The organism is Trinickia terrae (genome assembly GCF_005144415.1).
GTDB lineage: Bacteria > Pseudomonadota > Gammaproteobacteria > Burkholderiales > Burkholderiaceae > Trinickia_A > Trinickia_A terrae.
This window is the reverse complement of the sequence record NZ_SWJE01000008.1, coordinates 21,339-44,011: the sequence shown is the minus strand read 5'-3', so window position 1 is coordinate 44,011 and position 22,673 is coordinate 21,339. Positions and strand designations below refer to the sequence as shown.

Here is a 22,673-nt window from a genome sequence, read left to right as displayed (position 1 = left end):
ACCGTGGTTAGTGCAGCGTGAGTACCGCCTTGACGGTCGAGTCGAGTTCGCTCTTGTCGATGTAGCCGATCGCATTGGGCGAGCCCGACACCAGCTTCTTGACGGCTTGCGCGTCAGCCACGCTGCGAGGCGGCGTGCCGCGTCCCGTGAAGATCAGCTTCGACCAGTAGGCGCGCAATTGCGCTTGCGACTTGCCGGTGACGAGCCGGTAGAAATCGATACGCTGCGCGTCGTCCTCCGCCTGATCGATCGGCACGGCCTGGGCGCCGCCGGGCAGCTGGCTCGTGCGGCCGAGGTAGAGGTCGGCGACATCGCTCTCGCCGAGCGACGCGAGCGGATTCTTCGCCGACACGATCACGACGAGCTGCGCGTGGCACGCCGCCGCGCACGTCCAGAGCAACGAGGCGAGCAGCACCGGGCGAATGATTCGTTTGATGCGGTTCACGCGCGCCCCCTCAGAAGACGAAATCGAGGGTTGCGCTGAACACATTCGCGCTGCTGCCGAACTGGAAATTCTGCTGCTCGTTGATGAAGAGCCCCACAGAGTTCGACGGTGTCCAGATGTGCTCGAATTGCACCTTCATGTCGAGATTCCTGGCGAAATCCCAACGCACGCCGGCCGACACGTTCTTTTGTCCGAGGTTGAAGTTCGACACCACGGTCGGATGATCGAGCGAGTGTTCCTGCGAGTACGTCGCGTAAGGCGTGAACTTGCCTGCGCGAAGGCCCGCTGTCACGTAGCCCGCCAGGTAGCCGGGCGTGGAGCCCTCGGCGATCATGCGCGCCAGCTCGCCTTGCACGAACCATTTGCCCGCGTCGTAGTTGACCCCGAAGGTATAGACCTCCGCCGGCTCGCGGCTCGCGAACGGCATGGATACGTAAGCGTGGAGGTAGCCGAAATGCGCGGTCAGGTCGCGATACTCGAGCGTGCCGAACACGCCGGTGATGTCGGTGCCCTTGACCTTGAGCGCCCCCGGATTGACGTGCTGCGACGTGCTGCCATAGATCAAGTGCAGCGTGTCGGTGACGCTCCCGAGATGCAGCCGGTACGAGGCATCGACGCCGTCGCTGTTGGTGATCGGCTGGAGGTTGTAGAGCTCGGGCGGCACGCGCACCCACGGGTTGGCGTAGCCGACCTCGCGGTAATCCGAATTCAGGAACGTGGGCAACTCGATGCGCCCCACGCGCACGTTGAAGTCGGGCGTGAACGCATAGTTCAGGTTGGCCCATTCGACCGTCGGCGTGTACGAGTTGTCGTAGTTGTAATGCGACACCACCTGCACGAGCGCCGTCAGCTTGCTCGTGAATTGCGCGCTCAGCTGCAGGCCGACTTTGCTCTCGCCTGCAAAGTCCCAATTGCGCGTATGGCCGGCGCCGGCAGGCTGGAACGCCGAGCTCGTGAAGTCCGCGGTATCGAGGCTCGAATGCGCGGCGCCGAGCGTGCCGAAACCGCTCAGCGTGAACATCGAAAGCGGGTCGTCCGCGCGCGCGCTGCTCGCGGCAGCGGCCATCGCAAGCGCGAGCACGACGATCTCCAGGATGCGCCGTCTGCTCTTGCTGCCGGGGTGGATCAACCTGCGCATTGGAATAGTGATGGGATGCTGTATTTGTCTGTCTTGACGGGCCACCAGCGAGAGGAAAACTCCACCGCGCCGCGTGCGAGAACGCGTGCCTGGCTGCGTCTTGCTTTGCTAGCCATGTAAACGGCTGCGCCCGGCGGCCTCTGCACCGGATTCGCTTGTCAGGATTTGCCTATTTTTTGGTAGGGACAGGCCGCCGCCCCGGAGCGGTCGCGCAGCGACGCTCGCGCGACACGATGCCGGCGATCAGTTAGTCAAAACAAAGGCATTCAATTTATTTAATTAACGCCCAATGCCGACTATCACAACCAAAAACTGGAAATTCGATCGACGCTCAAATAGACCGACTATTTCAGTTGGCCAACATCGTCGATTACAAAAGATAGCAGCGATAACGCATCCAGCCACTCGATAAGCCGGCTCATTATCGCAAGTCATATCACCCAATAAAACAGTCGATGAAGAGATTAACGATTTAGGTAGGAAAAACAAATGCTTGATTTTGCCGCTCGATTGGATTTGAATGACAAAACTCGGGTTGCGACGCGCCTTGCATGAATTTTCCAGGCAAGCGGAAGCCTTTTATTTCATAGGGGCTTTTAATCCACCCGATCGTTTCAGATTTGCACCCAGTGCGCCGATCCTCACGCGAAACGCGGCACTTCGCACCTAACTCTTGGAATCCAGTATGAGCGAGAAAAAGAAAGCCCTAGTCGAAACCGCCACCCGGTTGTTTGCGCAATATGGCTATCATGCCGTGGGCATCGATCGCATTATTGCTGAGTCCCAAGTGGCGAAGATGACGATGTATAAGTACTTCCCGTCGAAGAGCAAGCTCGTCGTCGAAGTGCTGAATACGCAAAGCGCGGCGCGCGCCGCCGATATCGCCTCGGCGGTCGCGCCGCATTCCGATACCTTGGAAAAGCTGCATGCGGTTTTCCTCTGGCATCACACGTGGATCAATTCGGATGCTTTCACCGGTTGCATGTTCATCAATGCCGCCGCCGAATTCCATGCCGAGGAAAATGAAATTCTGACCGCCGCCGCCGCCCAAAAAGAGGGATTTATCCGCACGCTCGCAGGAATTCTCGGCGGCGCCGTGGAAGCCGAGAACGCCGAGAAAATCGCGCGGCGCTGCGTGGCGCTGCTCGACGGCGCGACCATCTCTGCCCAGATCAACGGCCGCCTGGACGCCGCGCTCGAAGCGTGGGAGATGGCGGCCGGCCTGGTGGAAAGCGAACACTTACAAATCGCTTGACACACCATTGGAGCGGGCCGCAGTTCGGAGTGCGGCTCGCCTCAATGGTGAGAACATGCGGGAGCGCCGTCCCGCGAAACGCGCATGGCCGTGGGCCTCACGCGACGCCTCCCGTCGCGCGAGGCTGATGGTGCGCTAATAAAAGGGCGCAGCCAAAATTCGAGATCGCGTTACACTCAGTCGGTACAATCACCTCCAACAACGACTCGAGGACACGTTCGATGCGCACTAACGGCTCATCCGGAGCAATGACCCTGCTCACCGAATTCGATGATGCGAACACGCGCGAAGTCCGTTCGCTGCGGCTCGAGGCGACCGCCGACGGGAAAGGCATACTGTTGATCGATATCGATGAGCGCAAGCCCGGCATCCATCGGGAAGTGCGCTACGAAATCACGCCCGCCGAGCTGATCGCCGCCATCCGCGCACACGGGGCCGAGCTACCAGGCGAGCATCACGCGCGCTGAGGCGGCCGAACCTCGAAGTTCACCATCCCCATGCTGGCGTCCCGGCCAACCGGAGCGCCGCTCCCGCATGCGGCGCCGCCGCTGCGGCGATCCGCATGTTCTTTCCGTTTCGGCCGATGCGTTGCGCTGCGCCGAACGCGAATTCATTGAATAAACTAAAAGATAGCCAGGCGAGCATGGGCAATGCGCGGCCCGCCGTCGCCGTTCATCGAAATGCGGGATAATCCTCGAGTTTTCCATCCGCATTCCAACCGCGTCACCGACCTTCCAAAGGCCGAAGGAAGTAAGCCGATGCTACATGACCTAGTCGTGCGCTATGGCCCGGCGCTCGTCTTTGCCAACGTGCTGGCGGCATCGCTGGGTTTGCCTGTTCCCGCGCTGCCCACGCTCGTCCTGTTCGGAGCCATGGCCGCGCTCCATCCCGTCTCCGTCGGCGCCCAGCTCGCGCCGGTGCTGGTTCTTTCGGTCTTTGCCACCCTCATCGGCGACAGCGCGTGGTTCCTCGCCGGTCGCATGTACGGCGGCAACACACTGAAAACCATTTGCAAGCTTTCGCTGTCGCGCGATACCTGCGTGAAGAAAACCGAGCGCTTCTTCGGCCGCTGGGGCGTGCGCGTGCTCTCGGTGGCCAAGTTCGTGCCGGGGCTGTCGATCGTCTCCATTCCGATGGCCGGCGCAATGAACACGCCCTATCGCATGTTCCTCCTGTACGACGGGCTCGGCGCCGCGCTGTGGGCCGGCATCGGGCTCATGGTCGGCGCGGTCTTTTCGCAGCAGATCGACATGCTGTTCGCGGGCATCAACCGGCTCGGCAAGGCCGCGGCCCTGGTCGCCGCCGTGCTGCTCGCGCTTTACGCGGCCTACCGCTGGACGCGCCGCCGCGCGCTCATCAAGAAGCTCGCCGCCGCGCGGATCAAGGTCGACGAGCTGTACGAGCTGATGCGCAGTGACGTGTCGCCGGTCGTGTTCGATATCCGCTCGGACGAGAAGCGCCTGCTCGACCCCTACGTGATTCCGGGCGCCGTGTTCGCCGACGAGCGCCAGCTCGACCACATCATCAAGTCCTACGCTCCCGAGCAGAAACTCGTCATTTACTGCTCGTGTCCTAACGAGGTGTCGGCCGCCTGGATGGCCAAGCAACTGAGCGAGGCCGGATTCGCCGACGTGGTGCCGCTGCTCGGCGGCATCGATGCGTGGCGCGACGCGGGCCGCCCGCTGTCGCCGCTGCCCGGCGCCGCCGCGCTGGCGCCGGACGCAGGCGCGCATCCCGAGCCCAAAGCCGTCTAGCCTCTCGCGGCGCGGCGTGGCGCGGCGCCCGGGCCAGCGGGTCCGGGACGTCCGCCGCGACGATTGCATCCCGGGCGCCGCCCGCCCCCCCTTTTCCCCCAGGAGTGTCCCGAATGCCAGCAGCAAGCGATGTCGAAGGTCAACCGGTAGTCGACGCCCCGTTCTCGTCGCTGCACCCGCGCGCCCATCAGATGTTCCCGCAGCTCACGCCGGAGGAGATCGAGCGGGTCCGGCGCTTCGGCACCGAGCAGCACTGGGAATCGGGCAAGCTGCTGTTCCAGGTCGGGCAGCCCGGTCCGGGGATGTTCGTGATGCTGAGCGGCGCCGTGCGCGTCCTGCGGCGCGACGGCCTCGGCCACGAGCATTTGATCGTCGAGCACCATGCGGGCCATTTCATGGCCGAGGTCGGCCAGCTGTCGGGGCGGCATTCGCTCGTCGACGGCGTGGCGGTCGGCCCCGTCGATGCGATCCTCGTGCCGCCCGACCAGCTGCGCGCGCTGATCATCGCCGAAGCCGATCTGGGCGAGCGGATCATGCGCGCGCTGATCCTGCGGCGCGTCGCGCTGATCGAGCAAGGCGCGGGCGGCCCGGTGCTGATCGGGCGCAGCAACGAAACACGGCTCGTCGCGCTTCAAGGTTTCCTCTCGCGCAACGGTCATCCCCACACGGTGCTCGACATGGGCGTCGACAACGACGCGCGCGCGCTCGTCGAAAACTTCTCCGCCGAGCCCGACGACCTGCCGCTCGTGATGTGCCCCGACGGCACCGTGCTGCGCCGTCCGAGCGAAGGGCTGCTCGCCTCGACGCTCGGCCTGCTGCCGGATCTCGACGATTCGTGCGTCTACGACGTCGCGATTGTCGGCGCCGGGCCGGCCGGACTCGCGACTGCGGTGTATGCGGCCTCCGAAGGGCTGTCGGTGATCGTCTGCGATTCCCGCGCGCCGGGCGGCCAGGCAGGCGCCAGCGCACGCATCGAGAACTATCTCGGCTTCCCGACCGGCATCTCCGGGCAAGCGCTCGCAGGGCGCGCATTCGTCCAGGCGCAGAAGTTCGGCGCGCACGTCGCGATTCCCGTGAAGATTACCGCGCTCCATTGCGGCGAGCGGCCCTACCGGCTCGATACGGGCTGCGGCGGCTCGATCTCGGCGCGCTCGGTGGTGATCGCGAGTGGTGCGGTCTACCGGCGCCCGAACATCCACGGGCTCGACAAGTTCGACGGACGCGGGGTCTATTACTGGGCTTCGCCCGTCGAAGCGCGCCTGTGCAGGCACGCCGAAGTCGTGCTGGTGGGCGGCGGCAACTCGGCGGGACAGGCGATCGTCTATCTCGCGACGCATGCGAAGCACGTGCACGTGCTGATCCGCCGCAGCGGGTTCGAGGCAACGATGTCGCGCTATCTGATCGACCGGATCGACGCGCTGCCGAACGTAACCGTGCATCGGGAAACGGAAATCGAGAGTCTCGAGGGTGACGAAGGCGGGCTGGGCTCGGTCGTGCTGAAGGCGCCGCTCGCGGACGGCACGACACGCTTCAACGTGCGGCACCTGTTCCTCTTCACCGGCGCCGACCCGAACACCGATTGGCTGAGCACCTGCAGCGTCGGGCTCGACCCCAAGGGCTTCGTGCTGACCGGCTCGGACGAACCGGGCAACGCGCCCGGCGCGGCGCTGAGCTCGAGCCTCACGACGAGTGTCGAGGGCGTGTTCGCAATCGGCGATGCGCGCGCGGGCTCGACCAAGCGGGTCGCCGCCGCGGTAGGCGAAGGCGCGGCGGTAGTCGCGCAGATTCACAAGATGCTGGCCGCGCACGCCGGAGAGCCGGTGGAAAGCTGCTGATCAGAACACTTTCACGGGCACGGTCACGACCAATCGGTACTCGTAGTTGCTACTGTCTGAGTAATACGCCGACCCTTGGTGCCACATGGCGACCAGCGTGACCTTCGAGCTCTTGAAGCGGCCGCTTTGCAGCGTGTACGACGGAACGATGCCGAACTCGTGATGGCGGCCGTGCACGGGCTGACCGTTGCGCCAATAGATATCGGTGAACCCCGGGCCGTTCGCCCCGTACCGGTTCGCGACCGCCGACGCATCCGCGCCCCAGCCGGTCGCGCCCCACAGCATCGTCTTGAAGCCGGGCAGGCCCGCGTACTTGCCGTCGAACGTATAGCGCAGCTGCAATGATTTTTCGTGCGGCGCGTTGTAATCGACGTCCAGCGAGTTCACGAGATAGATGCCGCTGGTCTCGTTGACGTAGTCGAAGAACTGATCGCCGAGAATCTGCTGATAGCCGACGAGGATGCCATGCGGACCATGCTGCGCCGACAGCGACAGGCTATAGGCGTTGTTGCCGATATGCCCCTGCGTCGCGGCGCCGGAGCTGTGCGTCGAATAGACGTTGCCGAAGCCGGTCCACTTGATCGTATCGACGCTGCCGATGCTCTGCTGCACCGACGCATAGTATTGGCGCCAGACATCGTCGGCCTGGTTCGCGAACAGCGACACCGAGCCGCTATCCGAGTAGTCCCAGGAGCCGCCGATATAGCTCAGGCGCTTGAACGGGGTGCCGCCGTAGGCGGTCGTCATGTCGGTGAGGGAAGTCCGCCCGCGCGCATCGACCTTCGTGAAGCTGCCCGCCTGCAGCGTGAGGTTCTTGAACTCGTTGCTGACGATCGAGGTGCCGAGGAAGGTCGGCGGCAGCGCGCGATTGTCGTGCGGTTCGAAGAACGGGTTGTCGTGGAGGATCTGCAGACCGTACTTGACGACTGTCTCGGAGATGCGCGCCTTGACGTCGTAGATGCCGGGATAGGCCCAGGCGAGCTGATCGTAACCGCCGCCGCCCTTCGCGACGTGCGCCATATTGCCCGCGCCCTTGCCGCCGTCGAGCTTGAACGCGGCGTACAGAGACGCGTCGAAGCCCAGGCCGATGAGCCCTTGCGTATAGCCCGATTCGAAATTCGCCATGACGCCCTGCACCCAGGCATGCCGGTTGACCGAGTCGGAATCGCTCGAACCGGGCATGTGCAGGTAGTCCGAATAGTTGCGGAATTCGAAATTCAGGTGACTGCCGGCGATCAGCCCCTTGCTTTTCGCCTGGCTCGACGGCGTGACGGGCGGCAGTGCCGCCTGCGACGCTTCGACGTCGACGCGCGAATCGGGCGTACCGGCATCGGGTGTGTTTTGGGCGTGCGCGCCGCTCGTGGCGGCCAGTGCCACTGCGCCCAAGATCAACACCCTATTTGACGCCGACAAAATCGATCTCTGCTTTCTCATCCGAGTCTCTTTATTGTTGAAGTCAACATTCGTCCGCTTGAGGCAAAACCAGCGGATGTATCCCGCGTCCACGTTTTTCGAGGACGAACGTCTCCCTCGGCACGAACTAGGCCGTGACGTTGTGAACCGCGACTGTGAATTGGGCGAGGCCTGATGCCTCGGCCGTCGTCTGCTTGAATTACAGGCGACGCGCTATCGGCCGCACTTAAACGCAACCGGCCGGCGTGGCTTGACTGAAGACGATGCGCGCCGATTTGCGCTCGCCGCGTTCTGACGCTACGGTCTCATTTCCTATCTCGGCGGTCTATTTTGATTTTTATATCGCCTTAGTATCCCTAAATAATTCGCCTACGAGCGACCCAGGCCATGACTTGGATCGACTCAGGCGGAGCGGGCTAGAACAGCCTCGGCGTCCCCACCCAGACCACCGCCGCTTCGCTGTTGCCCGTGTTCACCCAGGCATGCGGAACCGTGGACTCATAGTGCGCGCTATCGCCCGCGTGCAGCTCGAACGCCTTGCCTTCGAGCGTCAGCACCATCTGCCCGGAGACCACGTAGAGAAACTCCTCGCCCGCGTGCGTCGTGACCTCCGAGCGCCGCTGGCCGGGTGGCAGGCGCACGAGGATGCTCTCCAGCTGGCGCCCGCCCGTGGAGTTCGTGAGCCGCGCGAAGAGATTCGTCGAATCGGCAAAGCTGAAAAACTTCAATTGATCCGCGCGGCACACCGAGCGCTCCTCGCTCGGCGTCTCGACGAAATACTGCATCGTCACGCCGAGCGCGCCGGCAATGCCCTTCAGCGACGTCAGCGAGGGCGACGCCAGCCCGCGCTCGACCTGCGACAGGAACGGCTTCGAAATGCCGGCCGCGCTGGCGGTTTCGTCGAGCGTGCGCTTGAGCCGCTGCCTGAGCGCACGAATTTTGCCGCCCAACTCCGAAGGCGAGTGGGCGTGATCATGAATAGAAGCCATACAAGTCCGAAGTTCGCCAGTCAGAAATATTGGAAACTGCTTGGTTTTTTGAATGCGTGTGGTGGCACTAGCCCAGGCGAATGGGACGCACAAATTAGAGCCGAGGCTCTATCTTGCCAGAGGCGAACCTCACGGCGTAGAGCCAACGTGTTCAAAACGGGCAACTCGACGATACCAAGATATCGGCGCCGATGCGCAAGGCCCCGGTAAACAATCACGCCGGCCTTGCTTACTGCGTATTTACCGCGGATGTCAGTGAATTCCCGTAGTGACGCGAACCGCTTTCGTCCGGAGAATTTCCGCCGTTCTGCAAATCGTCACAACATTACGATTTGCCTTCGCAAAGCAGCCAGGCGCAGCGATCCTGCGTGACGGTTTTCCCTAGCACGCCCTATACGGGCGGTCGCAAGAACTTCGAAATGACAGCACTCTTCATCCCCCCGCCCGCATACCTGAATCCGGCCCCGGTCTCTTAGAGACGTTTCGCCGCGCGCCGAAATCCGCGTTCATGGTCCGTTATCATGGCGTCCGCTTGGCTCAAGGCCTGCGCAATCCCGGCCAGCCCGATATCGCGCGACTTAATTCTCGCGGATGCCGGTCGCTTGTCTCATATGTGATCGATGCGAACGCACGCATCGAAACCCGGCCGTCTGCGAGCAGCAGCCCCGGCACAGGCGGACGAACCTTTTCCCAGCGCCGGCCAGCCATGCGCAATTCCGCGCATCTGCCGCAGCAAACGTTTGCAAAAAGAGGTCCACGATGAATCAATCGCTATCGCAGACCCGCTCGTTTACCACGGTCTTCCTGATCGAGATGTGGGAACGCTTCGGGTTCTACGGAATGGCAGCCCTGCTTGTCCTGTTCATGATCGACAAGCTCGGCTTCACCGACAGCCACGCCAACCTCACGTGGGGCGCCTTCACCGCGCTCGTCTACGCAGCGCCCTCGATCGGCGGCTGGATCGGCGACAAGGTCCTCGGCGCGCGCCGCACGATGGTGTTCGGCGCACTGGTGCTGTGCGGCGGCTACCTGATGCTGTCGATGCACAACGACGGCCTCACGTTCATGTACGCCTCGCTTGGCGTGATCGTCGTGGGCAACGGCCTCTTCAAGGCGAACGCGGCCAACCTCGTGCGCCGCATCTATGAAGGCGACGACGCGCGCATCGACAGCGCCTTCACGATCTACTACATGGCGGTCAACATCGGCTCGACCGTGTCGATGCTTGCCACGCCCTGGATCAAGGACCACTGGGGCTGGCACGCGGCCTTCGCCGTCTGCTGCGGCGGCATGCTGCTCGGCGTGCTCAATTTCCTGCTGATGCGCCGCACGCTCGCGAGCGTCGGCTCCGTGCCGGACGATGAGCCGATCCGCTGGGGACGCGTCGCCGCGATCGTCGTGGGCGGCATCGCGCTCGGCCTCGCCACGATGTTCGTGCTGCAGCACAAGGCCGTGGCCGTCGCCTGCGTCTATGCGGCGGGCGTCGCGATCCTCGCGATCTTCGGCTACATGCTCGTCAAATGCGAAAGCTCCGAGCGCGCCGGCCTCATCGCCGCGCTCGTGCTGACGCTGCAGTCGATTCTCTTCTTCATCTTCTATCAGCAGATGTCGACGTCGCTCACGCTGTTCGCGCTGCGCAACGTCGATCCGGTGTTCTCGGTGCTTGGCGTGCACCTGTTCTCGTGGAGCGCCGCGCAGTTCCAGGCGCTGAACCCGATCTGGATCATGATGCTGAGCCCGTTCCTCGCGCTGCTCTACACGCGCCTCGCGAAGGCCGGCAACGACATTCCCGTGGCGGGCAAGTTCGCGATGGGCTTCGTCGTCGTCGCGGCCGGCTTCTTCGTCTACGCGATCAGCGGACGCTATGCAGTGGACGGCCGTGTGTCGTCGTGGTTCATGGTGTGGGGCTACGGCCTGTACTCGCTCGGCGAGCTGCTCGTGAGCGGCCTCGGTCTCGCGATGATCGCGCGCTACGTGCCGACGCGCATGAGCGGCTTCATGATGGGCGCGTACTTCGTCGCGACGGGGGTGTCGCAGTATCTCGGCAGCGTCGTCGCGAACTTTGCGCAAATGCCGTCGAACGACCTCAGCCCGCTGCAATCGCTGCCGATGTACACGAAGCTCTTCATGGGCCTCGGCTGGCTCGCGGCCGGCGGCGCACTGCTCGCGTTCCTGCTGCTGCCGTTCATGGGCAAGCTTTCGCGCCAGCATCATCAGAGCGCCAATGGCCAGCGCGATGCGGGCAGCGAGGAAGCACTCGCGGCCAAGCAGGCGTAAATCTCAAGGCTCGATCCGGCTGCGCACGAAGTCGATGTGTGACTGCATCGCCGTGCGCGCCTCCTCCGGCTGACGCGCGCAAATCGCCGCGCACACCGTGCGGTGCTGCATCAGCAACTGCTCCGACGCGTTCGCGTCCTGTTCCCGCAAGCCCGTGCCGTTCACCGTGATGTGCTCGCGCAGCATGCCGATCACGCTCGTGTGCAAGTGCAGAAACATCGCGTTGTGCGACGCCTGTGCGATCGCTTCGTGAAGCCGGGCGTCGGCGCGCGCCTCCCCGGTTTTGTCATCGGTGGCATGCGAGCGCTCCAGCTCGCTCAGCAGCGCGCGAATCCGCTTGCGGTCTTCCACATCGGCGCGCAGTGCCGCGAAGTAGGCCGTCGCCCCCTCGAGCACGCGGCGGAACTCCAGAATGTCTTCGCGCAGCGCGGGGTGATCCGCGACCAGTTGCCCCCAAGGCGACGCGATGCCTGTGCGCAGCTGATCGGTGACGAACACGCCCGCACCCCGGCGGCTCTGCACCAGGCCGCGCGCTGCGAGCCGTTGGATCGTCTCGCGTATCGTGTTGCGCGAGACGCCATACTGTTCCGCCAGCATGCGCTCGGCCGGCAGGCGCGTCCCGGCGCGCCACGTGCCGTCGATCAGCGCGGTCTCCATCTGGCGCATGATGCCTTCGACGCGTCCGCGCGCGGCGTCTCGCACCGATGTCCTTGTTGCCGCTTTCATCGTTGTGTCTCCCTTTCCCTTGCTCGTATCCAGCAAAACTGGTCCAACCAATTTGAACCCGCGCGCGTAACCGGGAATTATGCGCCGGAACACGCGAACACCGCGGCGGAAGGCAGCGCGAGATATCAGGGAGCGAGACTTGAGCGAACGGCACTATCCCGGCGTGCGCCCGGCGCACGTCTATTTATTCGGCACCTGTCTGGTGGATCTGTTCGTCCCGCAAGCGGGACTCGATGCGGTGCGCCTCCTCGAACGCGAAGGCCTGACCGTCCACTTCCCGCGCGAGCAGAGCTGCTGCGGCCAGCCCGCGTACAGCAGCGGCAATCCCGAGCAGGCGCGCGCCGTTGCGCGCGCGCAGCTCGATCTGTTTGGCGAGCCCTGGCCGGTCGTCGTGCCGTCGGGGTCGTGCGCGGGCATGATGCGGCATCACTGGCCGAAGCTGTTCGAGCATGAGCCGATAGCAGAGGCGAAGGCGCGCGAGTTGGCCGAACGCGTCTATGAGCTTGGAGAGTTTCTGCTGCGTGTGCTTCATGTGCAGTACTCGGCGGAGTGCTCCAGCGAACTCGCGCCGGAGCGCATCGTCCTGCATACGTCATGCTCGGCGCGCAGGGAAATGGGAACGCGTGCGCATGGCGTCGAACTCATCGACGCGCTGCCGGGCGTCACTCGCATCGAGCACGAGCGCGAATCGGAATGCTGCGGATTCGGAGGCGCGTTCGCGCTCAAGCACCCCGATATTTCCGGCGCGATGGTGCAGGACAAGCTCGCCTCGGCCACCGCGGCCGGCTGCGTTCGGCTGGTTTCGGCCGATTGCGGGTGCCTGCTGAACATCGGCCACGCCGCCGCGAAGCAAGGTGCGCCGCTGCCCGTCGAGCACCTCGCGTCGTTCCTCTGGCGGCGCACCGGCGGCAAGGCCGGCGATGCGGGAGGATCGGCATGAGTACGCTTTCCTCACGCGAACGCATCCTGGGACGGCTGCGCGCAGCCGCGCCCGCTGAAACGTCGAATACGAGCGAAATCGATACGCGGATCGACACGCACTACGAACGCCAGCGAAGCGCGGCGCCGATGTCCGCGCAACAGCTCGTCGAATCGATGCAGGCCGCGCTTGCGGCATTGCATGCTGACGTCTGGTGCACCGATGCTGCGTCGTGGCCCGCGCAAGTCGCGCAACGGCTGGCGGCAAAGGGCGCGCGGCGCGTGCTTGTCGACGCTTCGCTTTCGGAAGGCGCCGCGCTTGCGCACGCGCTGCCGCCATCGGTCGAACCGCGCCCCTTCGCGCAGCCGATCGAGAACTGGAAGACCGAGCTCTTTGAAACATTCGATGCCGGCTTCACCGTCGCACGCTCCGGCATTGCCTCGACGGGCACGCTGATCCTCGAGCCGGATACCGGCACGCCGCGCAGCGTGTCGCTGGTGCCGCCGCTGCATATCGCGCTCGTGTACGCGCACACGCTTCATCCGGACTTGCACTCCGCCGCCAAGGCCGAGCGCTGGCGCGACGGCATGCCGACCAACCTCGTGCTGGTCTCCGGCCCCTCGAAGACCAGCGATATCCAGCAGACGCTCGCCTACGGCGCACATGGGCCGCGCGAGTTGTGGGTCGTGATCGTCACCGGCGATCACACAGGAGTGTCCCAATGAACACGAGCCCGCTTCACTTCGTGCCCACGGAAGACTTCAAGACACGTGCCCGCTCGGCGCTCGACGATCCGAAGCTGCGCCAAAGCATGCGCGGCGCGATGAACTTCCTGCAGAGCAAGCGCGCGATCCAGTTTCCCGATGCCGACGAACTCGCTCAGCTTCGCGACCTCGGTGAAGCGGTGCGCCAGCACGCGCTATCGCGGCTGCCCGATTTGCTCGCGCAACTCGAAGAAAAACTGACCGCCAACGGCGTATACGTGCATTGGGCCGAGACCGCGGACGAAGCCAACGCAACCATCGAACGCATCGCGAAATCCCACGGCGCGAAGCGCATCGTCAAAGGCAAATCGATGGCGAGCGAGGAGATCGAGCTCAACCACTATCTCGGTGAACGCGGCATCGAGTGCGTCGAGGCAGACATGGGCGAGTACATCATCCAGCTTGCCGGTGAGAAGCCCGTGCATATCGTGATGCCCGCGCTTCACAAGACGAAGGGCGATATCGGCGAGCTGTTCGAGCAGCGCATTCCCGATACACGCTATACGGAAGACGTCGACGAGCTGATCCAGACCGGTCGGCGCGCGCTGCGGCAGACGTTCATCGATGCGGACATTGGTTTGTCCGGCGTGAACTTCGCGGCGGCCGATACCGGCACGCTTTGGCTCGTGGAGAACGAAGGCAACGGACGCCTCGCGACGAGCGTGCCGGCCGTGCACATCGCGATCATGGGCATCGAGAAGGTGGTGGCAAAGCTCGAGCACATCGTGCCGCTTGCGAGCTTGTTGACGCGCTCGGCCACGGGGCAGGCGATTACGACTTACTTCAATCTGATTTCAGCGCCGCGGCGTGGAGGTGAGCTCGATGGGCCGCGCGAGGTTCATCTCGTGCTGCTCGATAACGGGCGCACGCAAGCGTATGCGGATGAGCAATTGCGTTCGACGCTGCAATGCATTCGCTGCGGTGCTTGCATGAATCACTGCCCGGTTTATGCGCGCATCGGCGGACACGCTTATGGCACGACTTATCCTGGGCCGATCGGGAAGATTATTTCGCCGCATTTGCTTGGGCTTGAGACAACTGCGGACTTGCCGACTGCGTCGAGCTTATGTGGCGCGTGCGGCGAGGTGTGTCCGGTGCGGATCCCGATACCGGAGCTGTTGATTCGGCTGCGGACCGAGGCGAACCGGAATCCGCATGAAGCGGTCGAGCATCCGCTGCGCGGACAAGGGGCGAAGTTCAGCCGCGGCGAACATTTGATCTGGCGATTCTGGAGCGGGGCGTTTGCCCATCCGCGTGCGTATCGAGTGTTTCGCTGGATCGCGACGCGCTTGCGCGCGCTGACGCCCTCGCGGCAGATGGGGTGGACACGGTATCGGACGCCGCTCGCGCCCGCCCGACGCAGCCTTGCCGACTTGCTGCGCGAGCGCGGGCAGGCTGAATAGGCAGTCCTGCCTCGACGGCTCCGTCGCGATGGCCGGACGCCAGTTGCCGCTGCTTTCGCTAGCCGTGCCGTTCTGGCTCGTGTTCATGATGGACGGCACGCGCGGCGTGAAGGAGACGTGGCCCGCCGCGCTCGTTACCGGCGGAAGCTTCGCGGTTGAACTTGACCCGTTTCGACGGACAGATTTGCAGTCAGAGATTGAATGTGATTTAGCCTCCATTGAGCGTTGAGCTGCGGGTTGTCCACGGGCGGGCGGCGGGTCGCCGTCGCCTCTCACGACCATGACGCTGCCCGCCGGCGGGCAACCCGCAAGGCGACACGGTCTGGTTTGCCGGGTTCAGGTCCTCGAATTCGAGCGGTGAACGGTAGCCCAGGCTGCTATGCAGGCGGCGTACGTTGTACCAGCTCTCCAGAAACCAGAAGAGGCGGCGCCTGGCCTGCTCATGGGTGTCGAAGTGCTCGCGCGTTAGCAACTCCGCTTCGAGCGTGCCGAAGAACGATTCACACATCGCGTTATCGAAGCAGTCTCCTGCGGTACCCATCGAGGGCTGCACGCCCGCTTCGCGGCAGCGTCGTCCGAAGGCAATAGAGGTAAATTGGGCTTTTTTTGCGATTTCCAGCTCCATCTGCAAGCGCTTGTTCTCCGCTCGCAGGCGAGAGAGCTCCATCTGTTCCGCCGTGACGACCTTCGCCCCCCGGGCCGTTCAGCTTGCCGGCTTCAGGCGCCTTGAGCCAGTTGCGCAGTCTGCATCGGCATGCCTAGTTCGCGGGCCACGGCGCTCACGCCTTGTCCGTCCTTGACTCGTTGCACGGCTGCTTCCCTAAACTCCGCCGTGTACACCTGGTGCGGTACCTTGAACATTTCTTCTTTCCTTCCTTTGGGTCGAGTTTATACACGGCCTGCTGGAAGGCGAAATTTCAGGGGAAGCTCAGCCCCGGATTCCGTCACCCCTTCGTGTTCAGACCGAACTCTTTGCGATATCGCGGGATGAACAGATGCTTCCCCTTCAATGCGGCCGTCGTCCGCTGCCCGAACACTACGCCCTTGCGCGTCAACGGCAGGACGCTGGCGCCGCCCGTCGGACTGAACGGTACGATGATGACGCCTGTCTTCCAAGGTGCATATGCCGGTGCATCTTCGAGCCTTTTGCCCTGGAACAGCCCCTTGATCGTCCTGGCCAGCCAAGGGACTTGTCGGCTCAAGCCGACGATCGTCATTGGATCGCCCGTAGCGGCGGCGTCACCTAGTGCGAAGATGCGCGAGGCCCCTGCCGGCCTCAGCCAGGCATCGACCTTGACGCGCCCCGTATCGTCTATCTGCGCACCGGCCAAGGCACGCAGGAGGTCGTTCACCGGCTTAGCCCCAATGACGGGGAAAACGAGATCGGCCTCGACTGGCGCGCCGTTCGTTTCCAAGGAGCCCACAAACGGCGCCAGCGTGTCCGTAAGATTGCGGATCTTGGTGGATAGCCGCAAGACGACACCTCTGTCCTGCATCTGTTTGACCAGCGCCTCCGACAAGCGCGGCGAAAAGCCATCCAGTAAAGAAGGCAACGCCGTGACTAAGGTGATGGTGGTCCGCGGATAGCGATTCGCTATCTCGCCGGCCAGTTCGACGCCGACAGGGCCGCCGCCGATGATGGCGATCCGCGAAGCCGCTTTGACCGCTTCATGCGCGCTGCGGCTGTCGTTGACGAAGGCCGAGGTTTCTGGCTCATGCGGCTTGAAGGGACGCGCATAGCGCGATCCCGTCGCCACCACCACAATGTCGCTCTCGATGCTGCTTCCGTCGGTCAGCTCGACGCCGTTTTCGGACACAGAAACGGCGAAGGCACGGCGGACGATGCCACGCCGCAGCAAGCGGTCGTACGGAAGCGCAATCCTGTCCAGCAGCGTCGGATCCACGATAGCGCGAATGGCGGCCACATTGTGGATGAAGTGCTCCCGCGGCTCGATGAGCTGCACTTCCGCTACACCGTCGAGCGCACGTGCTAAGGCGGAGCCAGCATACCCGCCGCCCACGATCGTGACCCGCTTGGTCTTGCTTGCGATATTCATTCCCACAGATGCTCCGTTCAGTGATGCGTGTTGCAGTTGTTTCCCCCTGTCGGGGCGCGACGACTAAGCGCAGCGAAGGCGCTGAGTCAGTACTTCGGCTTCGGCCGATACTCCAGGTCCGCGGCCTTGAGGAATTTGTTTAGCCACGACCTGCGCTCATTGCGTTTCTTCTCATCCAGGCGATCTGCGTACCAAGGCAACTTGTGGCGCAGCGTCTCCTGCAAGAGGTTGCGCGGGAAATGCAGCAGCAGGAATAGCACGCCCCAAAATAACGGCTTTGGCAGTCGCGCCACCCTGATGGTGTCGGGCGTGACGAAGAGCAAGCTCTGGCCGACGATGCTCTTGTAATGCCACCAGTCCTTCAGGCGCTGCCGGCGGCCGGAGTCCGGCCGCGGCTTGAAAGCGGCGATGAAGGACTGGCAAAGACGGATAGACTCTTGACTCTCTGTCTGGTACTCCGCATTGAAGGCATCAAACAGCACCTGAATGCCTTCCTCGACGGAATCCGGAAAGAACTCGGTGGTGCAGCCCATGATGTATGCGATGTAGCGCCACAGGTGCGTGACGTCCGAGATCTCCTGATCCGTGGGGCGGTAACCGAGGATCTTCAGATACTGGCTGAGCATGATCGAACTGACGATCGGTGCACCATGCAGCCCAGCCTGGTTGATCGGCATGCCGAGTTTCTCCACATCCCATTTTCCGCTAGCAATTACGGCACGCCGAATCAGGGTGTGCAGCAGCCGCACGCGCACCGCAACCTGCCAGCCCGGTGCAAAAAGACGCATTCCTCCGGGCTCGGACACTTCCATCCAGAAATTGCACGTGAGGAGAAAGCGGTTGAACGCTGTGTCGTCGGTGTATTGACCAGTGGACATCAACGTCTTGGCAATGGAGTCGAAGCGGTAGGTATCGAGCGTGCCGATGCCCTGAAACGTGAAGCCCTGGACCCCATAGCGCCGATAGAGCCGAGCACCACGCTCGATCCGCTCCCAATCCACCCAATCGGGAGGAATGCTGATCTGTTGCCAAATTTGCCGCAGTTCTTCCGAGGGGTTGGGGACAGCCGAGATACCCCTGGAGATGATGGCCTCGATGACAGCGTGAGGGTTCTCTCCGCGATCAGCCATCTTGAGCAATGCCGCGTCGCATAGGGGATCTCCCATCCACATGGACATTTCGATGCGGCGGCCAATATCCGGACGCGGTTTCGGGGTATAGCCCAGGAATTTTCCGAACATCTTCGCCTGCAACGCGGCTTTCTTGCCCTTGACGACCTCGTCGTAGTTTGCGCAGGCCGGCGGCACAGCGCGATTCTCGTGCAGATGCAGGATCAATTCGGTGAGCTGTTTTTTGCCGATTTGCTGCTTCGCATCATCGGACTTGTGGCTGTTCACTATCGTCTCCATAAACCCTCCAACATATGATTCGTGCGGCCACCTATCCGATGCGCGCGATGACGGCCTTGGTTTCTAGATAGCCCGCAAGCCCCTCTGCGCCCAGGTCGCGTCCTACGCCGGACTCGCGGAAGCCCCCGGTAGGCACGGCAGCAGGCGGAAATCCCGGCGTGTTAACAAAGACGGTTCCCACGCGCAGGCGCGCAGCAAGTGATTGGATCCGGTCGTGGTCCCGGCCCCAGACATAGGCCGCTAGACCGTGGCTCATTGCGTTGGTCCTGGCCACCACTTCCTCCGCATCCTCGTAGGATTCCAACGTGATAACCGGACCAAAGATTTCCTCGTGAAGCAACGGGGAATCGGTCGGCAGATCCCCTATGACCGTAGGCTCGAAAAAGAAGCCTTCACGCCTGGGGGAGCTTCCTCCCGCAAGCACACGTCCTTGTTTCGCCCCTGTGGCCGCATAACTCTGCACCCGCGCCAATTGGCGACTTGAGACAATCGGTCCGATCTGCGTCTGCGGATCAAAGCCATGGCCAAGCTTCAATGAAGATGCAAACGAGGCGAGCCGCTGTTGCAACTCGTCTTCTAGAGAGCGATGCACGAACACACGGCTTCCCGAGACACAGATCTGCCCGGCATTGGCGAAAGCCCCCATGGCAATCCCTGAAACCGCGCTCTCAAGATTAGTGCCCGGCAAGACAATCACCGGCGACTTGCCGCCGAGCTCCAGCCCCACACGCACGGAGCGCTCCACTGCGTATTCATGCACGCGACGTCCGACGGCCGTCGAGCCGGTGAATGCGAATTTGTCGATACCCGGGTTGCGCAGGAGGGCTTCGCCAGTCGTCTCGCCGCGTCCGGACAGCACGTTCAGGACGCCATCAGGGAAGCCGGCGCGACGCACCAACTCGGCCAGGCGCAGCACGGCTAGCGAGGCATCCTCCGAGGGCTTCACGACCACCGTGCATCCGGCGGCCAGCGCCGGCGCCAGCTTCCAGGCGGTGATCATCAGCGGCGCATTCCAAGGGATGATCGCGCCTACGACGCCGACCGGCTCGGCCGTGGTGTAGGTAAAGAACTCGCCACCGCCCATTTCGGGCCCGATATCAATCGTACGGCCGCCGATCTTGGTCGGGAATCCAGCGAAATAGCGGAACACCTCAATCGTCTTCACCACTTCGAAGTTGCGCGCTGCCGTGCGAGGCGCGCCCATGTCCGCCGTGAGCAGATCCGCGAGGGTTTCCGCGTCCCGCTCGATTTCATCCGCCAGCGAGTGCAAAAGCCGCTCACGCGCTGCTGGCCCGATCCTGCGCCACGTTCCTTCGAATGCCCGCCTGGCCGCTACCACCGCTGCGGCCACCGCGTCCCCATCGGCCTCCTGAATCTGGCCAATTTCCTGGCCCGACGCAGGGTCGATGATCGGCAAGACATGAGCAGCCGCGTCATGTGACCATCTGCCATCGATGAACAGCGCGGCCGGCATCTCGATGAACGCCTTGGCAGCATCGCCCACGAAGTCCAGCGCATTAGTGCTCATGATTCCTTCCATCCTGAGATTATTGATGTTCCAAGTCGCTTCATTCGCCACCCGCATCCGACATTTCCAAACTGAAAGCACTTGCATGCTGATACTTTCCATTTGGAAAGTCAAGATGGATATTCTTCCTTCCTCCCGTCGTAGGAACCCGCATGTACTGCTCCTGACCACGATTGGCTATGATGCTAAGGTGGGAGGAATTTTCGACGTACCCTGCTCGGGGTGCCGGGGAGGCATTGACCTCTCCCCCCTCTGCGAGCGAAGAGGGGATTTCCGTGTTCAAAGAGGACCAATGGTGAAAAATGCAGTGCTGCCTGTTGAGGCAGAGCAAGAACGCGCACGGTCACGAATCATCGCCGCGGCGCAGGAGATTTTCTCGGTCGTTGGTTTCGACGGCGCGTCTTTACGACAAATTGCAGAGCGTGCGGAAGTTCAGCACCAGTTGGTCATCTACCACTTCAAGAACAAGGAGACTCTGTGGAAAGAAGCCATATCGGCCATTTTTGAGGATATGGACAGTCGCTTTCGCCGGCGGCTCGAAGGCTTGGATGGCGTTGACCCTGGCACAGTGTTGCGCCTGATGATCCGTGATTTTGTCCAGTTCGCCGCCTCTCATCCGGAGTTTCATCGAATCATGACAATGGAGGGGCGCTCAGACAATGCACGAATGCGTTGGTTACTGAAAACGCATGTACAAGCTTACTATGAGCTGTTGACGACGCTGATTCGACAAGCCCAAGATGCGGGCGTCGTACGTGCGGGTGCGCCTGGGCAACTCTATTACGCCCTTCTTGGGTTGATCACAACAGCGTTCGCCTTGGCGCCTGAGTACCAGTTGATGACCCGGATTGATCCGTTTGCTGCTGAGCATGTTGAACAGATTTTCGCGTTGGCTTGTGACTTCCTCTTCATGAGCAAGAAAGGCTCCTAACGCGCAGGAGCCGTTCACCTCGCCACGGTCATATTGCACCCAACGGCGATTGGCCTGCTTTTTTTGATTAAAACGAATATTTGACTGTCAGGGTGGCTGTTAGGGGATTAAGATCCAGCTTTGACTGGGTAACGATTTGATCGCCCGCCGCCGTACTGCCGTGCGTGGTAAATGTCGTTTTAACAGGCATGTAGCCGACAGCCAAACCAATTGACCAGCTTTTGCTTATCAAATAATCTGCGCCCACTTCGAATACAGGATTCCATGACGAAGAGGCTTTGATGCTAGCTGATCCCCCCGGCCCGAGCGAGTCCGCCACGTATCTATTGTTAGTGATCTGCTCATTGTAGAACGTGGTGTAGTTCACACCCAATCCAACGAATGGCCTGAACTTCGTCTGGGGCTCACAAAAATGGTAGCGTAGATTTACTTGAGGCGAGATTACTCGGGCCCCTCCTACCTCGCCGTATCGAGCGAGCATTGCACTCCCTTCCACCTTGAGGTGTCCTGGAATTCCGCCCAGGACGTATAGGCTGATGTGATCGGTGAAGTAATGCTCGAAATTGATAGCCAAAGTCCCGCCACGTTTTGGCTTTACTATGGTTCCGGGAGCTTCCTGGTGCGTTGGGGCGCCATCGAGGCTAGTCATGACTTGAGGTGTGCTGCCGCCATTGATTGGCTGTAACTCCACCCAGCCCAGCCCAATGATGTTGCTACCCGCGCTTTGCGCCTTTGCCACCCCGGATGCAGCCGAAGCAAGCCCCAGAACAGCAACTATTTTCCACCAGTTCTGCATTGTCTCCCTCTCCTATTTGTGTTCACACTGCGGGTACAGCTGACGTCACTTCGTTTGCGGCTTTGAGCGGCCCATGCGTTAGCAATGCCTCGGACGAGCAGAGTCAAAACAGCGAATTTTCCATATGGAAAGTATATTACTTTGAAAATTTTCCATTTTGAAAATTGACGACGTAAGGAGATATCCCAATGGACATGGATTCCGTTGCTGCCCAAGAAAGGGGAGGATCTGCGTGCAGTGAGGTGTAGTCGTGGCTGGTCGCCGTCCTTCCGGTCCGCTCGACGCGCGGCATTGCCCAACTCCTCCTGCAGCTTCGTTGCGGTACTTCGCTCGCGGTCGATCTCTAGCAGGGCGCGCTTTTCAGGCGCCGACAGCCGCTCCTTTGGGCGCTCAGCCGCTTCCCGCTGCTTTGCCAGATCGCGTGAGCACCCATCCCTCACCTCCACCAACTCGCGATCGCACGCAGCCAACGCCGTCCTGATCCGCGCAAATTGGGGTCTCGTTGTCGGGTTTCAGCGGTTTCGGCGGCGCTGCGGGCGCTGCAAACGGTGGAGCGGTCTCGAGCCGCCACGCCTCGCCCTATACGCTGATGCAGACCGCGCGCGCGTGGGCGCCGTTCGGCATTCTCACCACGATCGTCACCGTGTGGAGCGTGCCGCCGTTGAAGGCGCTGTTCGCCGCCGACGGCGTGCTTGCGTGGACGGTGATGAAGTTCAAGGTGCTCGGACCGGATCAACTGGTGGTCAAGACGGCACCGATCGTCGGGACGCCGAAGGCAATCGACGCGGTATTCAAGCTCGATCTCATATCAGCCGTCGGCACGGCGATTTTGCTGACGGCGCTGATTTCAGCTGTGATGTTGAGGATGAAGCCGCGCGATGCGTTGAGCACGTTCGGCGAGACGCTGATGGAATTGCTCAAGCCTGTGCTGTCGATTGGACTGGTGCTGGCGTTTGCATTCGTGGCGAATTACTGTGCAGGGTGGGCCAGAACTCCGTGCAAATCAACATTGCGAAGCCCGCTATCGCGGCCTG

18 protein-coding genes and 4 pseudogenes are annotated in these 22,673 nt (G+C 62.4%); 11 read left to right on the top strand and 11 right to left on the bottom strand.

Going from position 1 to position 22,673, the window contains the following annotated elements; genetic code table 11:
* Positions 1–7 precede the first annotated feature (7 nt).
* Complete coding sequence (locus tag FAZ69_RS15295) at positions 8–445, bottom strand: type 2 periplasmic-binding domain-containing protein (protein ID WP_206171206.1); 438 nt, start codon at positions 443–445, stop codon at positions 8–10.
* A gap of 10 nt (positions 446–455) precedes the next feature.
* Positions 456–1,583 carry a porin gene (locus FAZ69_RS15290; RefSeq protein ID WP_136895921.1) on the bottom strand — a complete coding sequence of 376 codons (1,128 nt, stop codon included), beginning with the start codon at positions 1,581–1,583 and terminating at the stop codon, positions 456–458.
* A gap of 685 nt (positions 1,584–2,268) precedes the next feature.
* Between FAZ69_RS15290 and FAZ69_RS15285 the strand changes: the two genes are divergently transcribed.
* The 4 genes from FAZ69_RS15285 (at position 2,269) to FAZ69_RS15270 (ending at position 6,427) form a co-directional block, all read left to right on the top strand.
* Positions 2,269–2,838, top strand: coding sequence for a TetR/AcrR family transcriptional regulator (locus tag FAZ69_RS15285; RefSeq protein ID WP_136895920.1), 570 nt, complete (start codon positions 2,269–2,271; stop codon positions 2,836–2,838).
* A gap of 221 nt (positions 2,839–3,059) precedes the next feature.
* Positions 3,060–3,305 (top strand): hypothetical protein, encoded by a 246-nt coding sequence (locus tag FAZ69_RS15280; protein ID WP_136895919.1) that lies wholly within the window; start codon positions 3,060–3,062, stop codon positions 3,303–3,305.
* Between the two features lie 291 nt (positions 3,306–3,596).
* Positions 3,597–4,592, top strand: coding sequence for a DedA family protein/thiosulfate sulfurtransferase GlpE (locus FAZ69_RS15275; protein WP_136895918.1), 996 nt, complete (start codon positions 3,597–3,599; stop codon positions 4,590–4,592).
* A gap of 113 nt (positions 4,593–4,705) precedes the next feature.
* The gene (locus FAZ69_RS15270) at positions 4,706–6,427 is read left to right on the top strand and encodes an FAD-dependent oxidoreductase (protein WP_136895917.1); all 1,722 of its coding nucleotides are present in this window, start codon (positions 4,706–4,708) and stop codon (positions 6,425–6,427) included.
* Here FAZ69_RS15270 and FAZ69_RS15265 read toward each other — a convergent pair whose 3' ends face one another.
* Together FAZ69_RS15265 and FAZ69_RS15260 are read right to left on the bottom strand one after the other, a co-directional pair.
* Positions 6,428–7,861: an OprD family outer membrane porin gene (locus FAZ69_RS15265; RefSeq protein ID WP_136895916.1), complete on the bottom strand. Its 1,434-nt coding sequence runs from the start codon at positions 7,859–7,861 to the stop codon at positions 6,428–6,430.
* Positions 7,862–8,256: 395 nt separating this feature from the next.
* A complete protein-coding gene (locus FAZ69_RS15260; protein WP_136895915.1) occupies positions 8,257–8,829 on the bottom strand; it encodes a cupin domain-containing protein in 573 nt (190 codons plus the stop codon).
* 759 nt (positions 8,830–9,588) lie between these two features.
* Here FAZ69_RS15260 and FAZ69_RS15255 point away from each other — a divergent pair.
* Positions 9,589–11,106: a peptide MFS transporter gene (locus FAZ69_RS15255; protein ID WP_136895914.1), complete on the top strand. Its 1,518-nt coding sequence runs from the start codon at positions 9,589–9,591 to the stop codon at positions 11,104–11,106.
* 3 nt (positions 11,107–11,109) lie between these two features.
* Here FAZ69_RS15255 and FAZ69_RS15250 read toward each other — a convergent pair whose 3' ends face one another.
* Complete coding sequence (locus FAZ69_RS15250) at positions 11,110–11,832, bottom strand: FadR/GntR family transcriptional regulator (protein ID WP_136895913.1); 723 nt, start codon at positions 11,830–11,832, stop codon at positions 11,110–11,112.
* A 139-nt stretch (positions 11,833–11,971) separates the two neighbouring features.
* Here FAZ69_RS15250 and FAZ69_RS15245 point away from each other — a divergent pair, with 139 nt between their 5' ends.
* From FAZ69_RS15245 to FAZ69_RS15230, 4 genes and pseudogenes are all read left to right on the top strand, one after another.
* Positions 11,972–12,772 (top strand): (Fe-S)-binding protein, encoded by an 801-nt coding sequence (locus FAZ69_RS15245; protein ID WP_169708658.1) that lies wholly within the window; start codon positions 11,972–11,974, stop codon positions 12,770–12,772.
* A complete protein-coding gene (locus FAZ69_RS15240) occupies positions 12,769–13,476 on the top strand; it encodes a LutC/YkgG family protein (RefSeq protein ID WP_136895911.1) in 708 nt (235 codons plus the stop codon). Before FAZ69_RS15245 ends, FAZ69_RS15240 begins: the two co-directional genes overlap by 4 nt.
* The gene (locus FAZ69_RS15235; protein WP_136895910.1) at positions 13,473–14,918 is read left to right on the top strand and encodes a LutB/LldF family L-lactate oxidation iron-sulfur protein; all 1,446 of its coding nucleotides are present in this window, start codon (positions 13,473–13,475) and stop codon (positions 14,916–14,918) included. Before FAZ69_RS15240 ends, FAZ69_RS15235 begins: the two co-directional genes overlap by 4 nt.
* Positions 14,919–14,943: 25 nt before the next feature.
* A pseudogene (locus tag FAZ69_RS15230) lies at positions 14,944–15,075 on the top strand (L-lactate permease); the annotation flags it as partial.
* Positions 15,076–15,261: 186 nt separating this feature from the next.
* Here the strand turns inward: FAZ69_RS15230 and FAZ69_RS33905 are convergent.
* The 5 genes and pseudogenes from FAZ69_RS33905 to FAZ69_RS15210 form a co-directional block, all read right to left on the bottom strand.
* Positions 15,262–15,516: pseudogene (locus FAZ69_RS33905) on the bottom strand (transposase); the annotation flags it as partial.
* Positions 15,517–15,779 (bottom strand): annotated as a pseudogene (locus FAZ69_RS15225) (transposase); the annotation flags it as partial. It lies immediately after the preceding pseudogene.
* Between the two features lie 83 nt (positions 15,780–15,862).
* Complete coding sequence (locus FAZ69_RS15220) at positions 15,863–16,975, bottom strand: NAD(P)/FAD-dependent oxidoreductase (RefSeq protein ID WP_136895909.1); 1,113 nt, start codon at positions 16,973–16,975, stop codon at positions 15,863–15,865.
* A gap of 86 nt (positions 16,976–17,061) precedes the next feature.
* Entirely contained in the window at positions 17,062–18,372 is a 1,311-nt protein-coding gene (locus FAZ69_RS15215) for an oxygenase MpaB family protein (protein WP_240702248.1), read from the bottom strand.
* A gap of 43 nt (positions 18,373–18,415) precedes the next feature.
* On the bottom strand, positions 18,416–19,999 hold the full coding sequence (locus FAZ69_RS15210) for an aldehyde dehydrogenase family protein (protein WP_169708657.1): 1,584 nt from the start codon (positions 19,997–19,999) through the stop codon (positions 18,416–18,418).
* 205 nt (positions 20,000–20,204) lie between these two features.
* On the opposite strand from FAZ69_RS15210, the gene FAZ69_RS33270 reads away from it, so the two are divergent.
* Positions 20,205–20,843, top strand: a complete 639-nt coding sequence (locus FAZ69_RS33270) for a TetR/AcrR family transcriptional regulator (protein WP_169708656.1) — start codon at positions 20,205–20,207, stop codon at positions 20,841–20,843.
* Positions 20,844–20,910: 67 nt separating this feature from the next.
* On the opposite strand, the gene FAZ69_RS15200 is transcribed toward FAZ69_RS33270, so the two are convergent.
* A complete protein-coding gene (locus FAZ69_RS15200; protein ID WP_136895906.1) occupies positions 20,911–21,639 on the bottom strand; it encodes an OmpW/AlkL family protein in 729 nt (242 codons plus the stop codon).
* A gap of 493 nt (positions 21,640–22,132) precedes the next feature.
* Between FAZ69_RS15200 and FAZ69_RS15195 the strand changes: the two are divergent.
* Positions 22,133–22,612: pseudogene (locus FAZ69_RS15195) on the top strand (L-lactate permease); the annotation flags it as partial.
* Between the last annotated feature and the right edge of the window lie 61 nt (positions 22,613–22,673).

What these genes read in the sequence shown, in the direction of transcription:
- FAZ69_RS15290 (WP_136895921.1), bottom strand. Translation starts at nt 1,583, where the DNA reads ATGCGCAGGTTGATCCACCCCGGCAGCAAGAGCAGACGGCGCATCCTG.
- FAZ69_RS15285 (WP_136895920.1), top strand. Translation starts at nt 2,269, where the DNA reads ATGAGCGAGAAAAAGAAAGCCCTAGTCGAAACCGCCACCCGGTTGTTT.
- FAZ69_RS15280 (WP_136895919.1), top strand. Translation starts at nt 3,060, where the DNA reads ATGCGCACTAACGGCTCATCCGGAGCAATGACCCTGCTCACCGAATTC.
- FAZ69_RS15275 (WP_136895918.1), top strand. Translation starts at nt 3,597, where the DNA reads ATGCTACATGACCTAGTCGTGCGCTATGGCCCGGCGCTCGTCTTTGCC.
- FAZ69_RS15270 (WP_136895917.1), top strand. Translation starts at nt 4,706, where the DNA reads ATGCCAGCAGCAAGCGATGTCGAAGGTCAACCGGTAGTCGACGCCCCG.
- FAZ69_RS15265 (WP_136895916.1), bottom strand. Translation starts at nt 7,861, where the DNA reads ATGAGAAAGCAGAGATCGATTTTGTCGGCGTCAAATAGGGTGTTGATC.
- FAZ69_RS15260 (WP_136895915.1), bottom strand. Translation starts at nt 8,829, where the DNA reads ATGGCTTCTATTCATGATCACGCCCACTCGCCTTCGGAGTTGGGCGGC.
- FAZ69_RS15255 (WP_136895914.1), top strand. Translation starts at nt 9,589, where the DNA reads ATGAATCAATCGCTATCGCAGACCCGCTCGTTTACCACGGTCTTCCTG.
- FAZ69_RS15250 (WP_136895913.1), bottom strand. Translation starts at nt 11,832, where the DNA reads ATGAAAGCGGCAACAAGGACATCGGTGCGAGACGCCGCGCGCGGACGC.
- FAZ69_RS15240 (WP_136895911.1), top strand. Translation starts at nt 12,769, where the DNA reads ATGAGTACGCTTTCCTCACGCGAACGCATCCTGGGACGGCTGCGCGCA.
- FAZ69_RS15235 (WP_136895910.1), top strand. Translation starts at nt 13,473, where the DNA reads ATGAACACGAGCCCGCTTCACTTCGTGCCCACGGAAGACTTCAAGACA.
- FAZ69_RS15220 (WP_136895909.1), bottom strand. Translation starts at nt 16,975, where the DNA reads ATGAATATCGCAAGCAAGACCAAGCGGGTCACGATCGTGGGCGGCGGG.
- FAZ69_RS15210 (WP_169708657.1), bottom strand. Translation starts at nt 19,999, where the DNA reads ATGCAAGTGCTTTCAGTTTGGAAATGTCGGATGCGGGTGGCGAATGAA.
- FAZ69_RS33270 (WP_169708656.1), top strand. Translation starts at nt 20,205, where the DNA reads ATGGTGAAAAATGCAGTGCTGCCTGTTGAGGCAGAGCAAGAACGCGCA.
- FAZ69_RS15200 (WP_136895906.1), bottom strand. Translation starts at nt 21,639, where the DNA reads ATGCAGAACTGGTGGAAAATAGTTGCTGTTCTGGGGCTTGCTTCGGCT.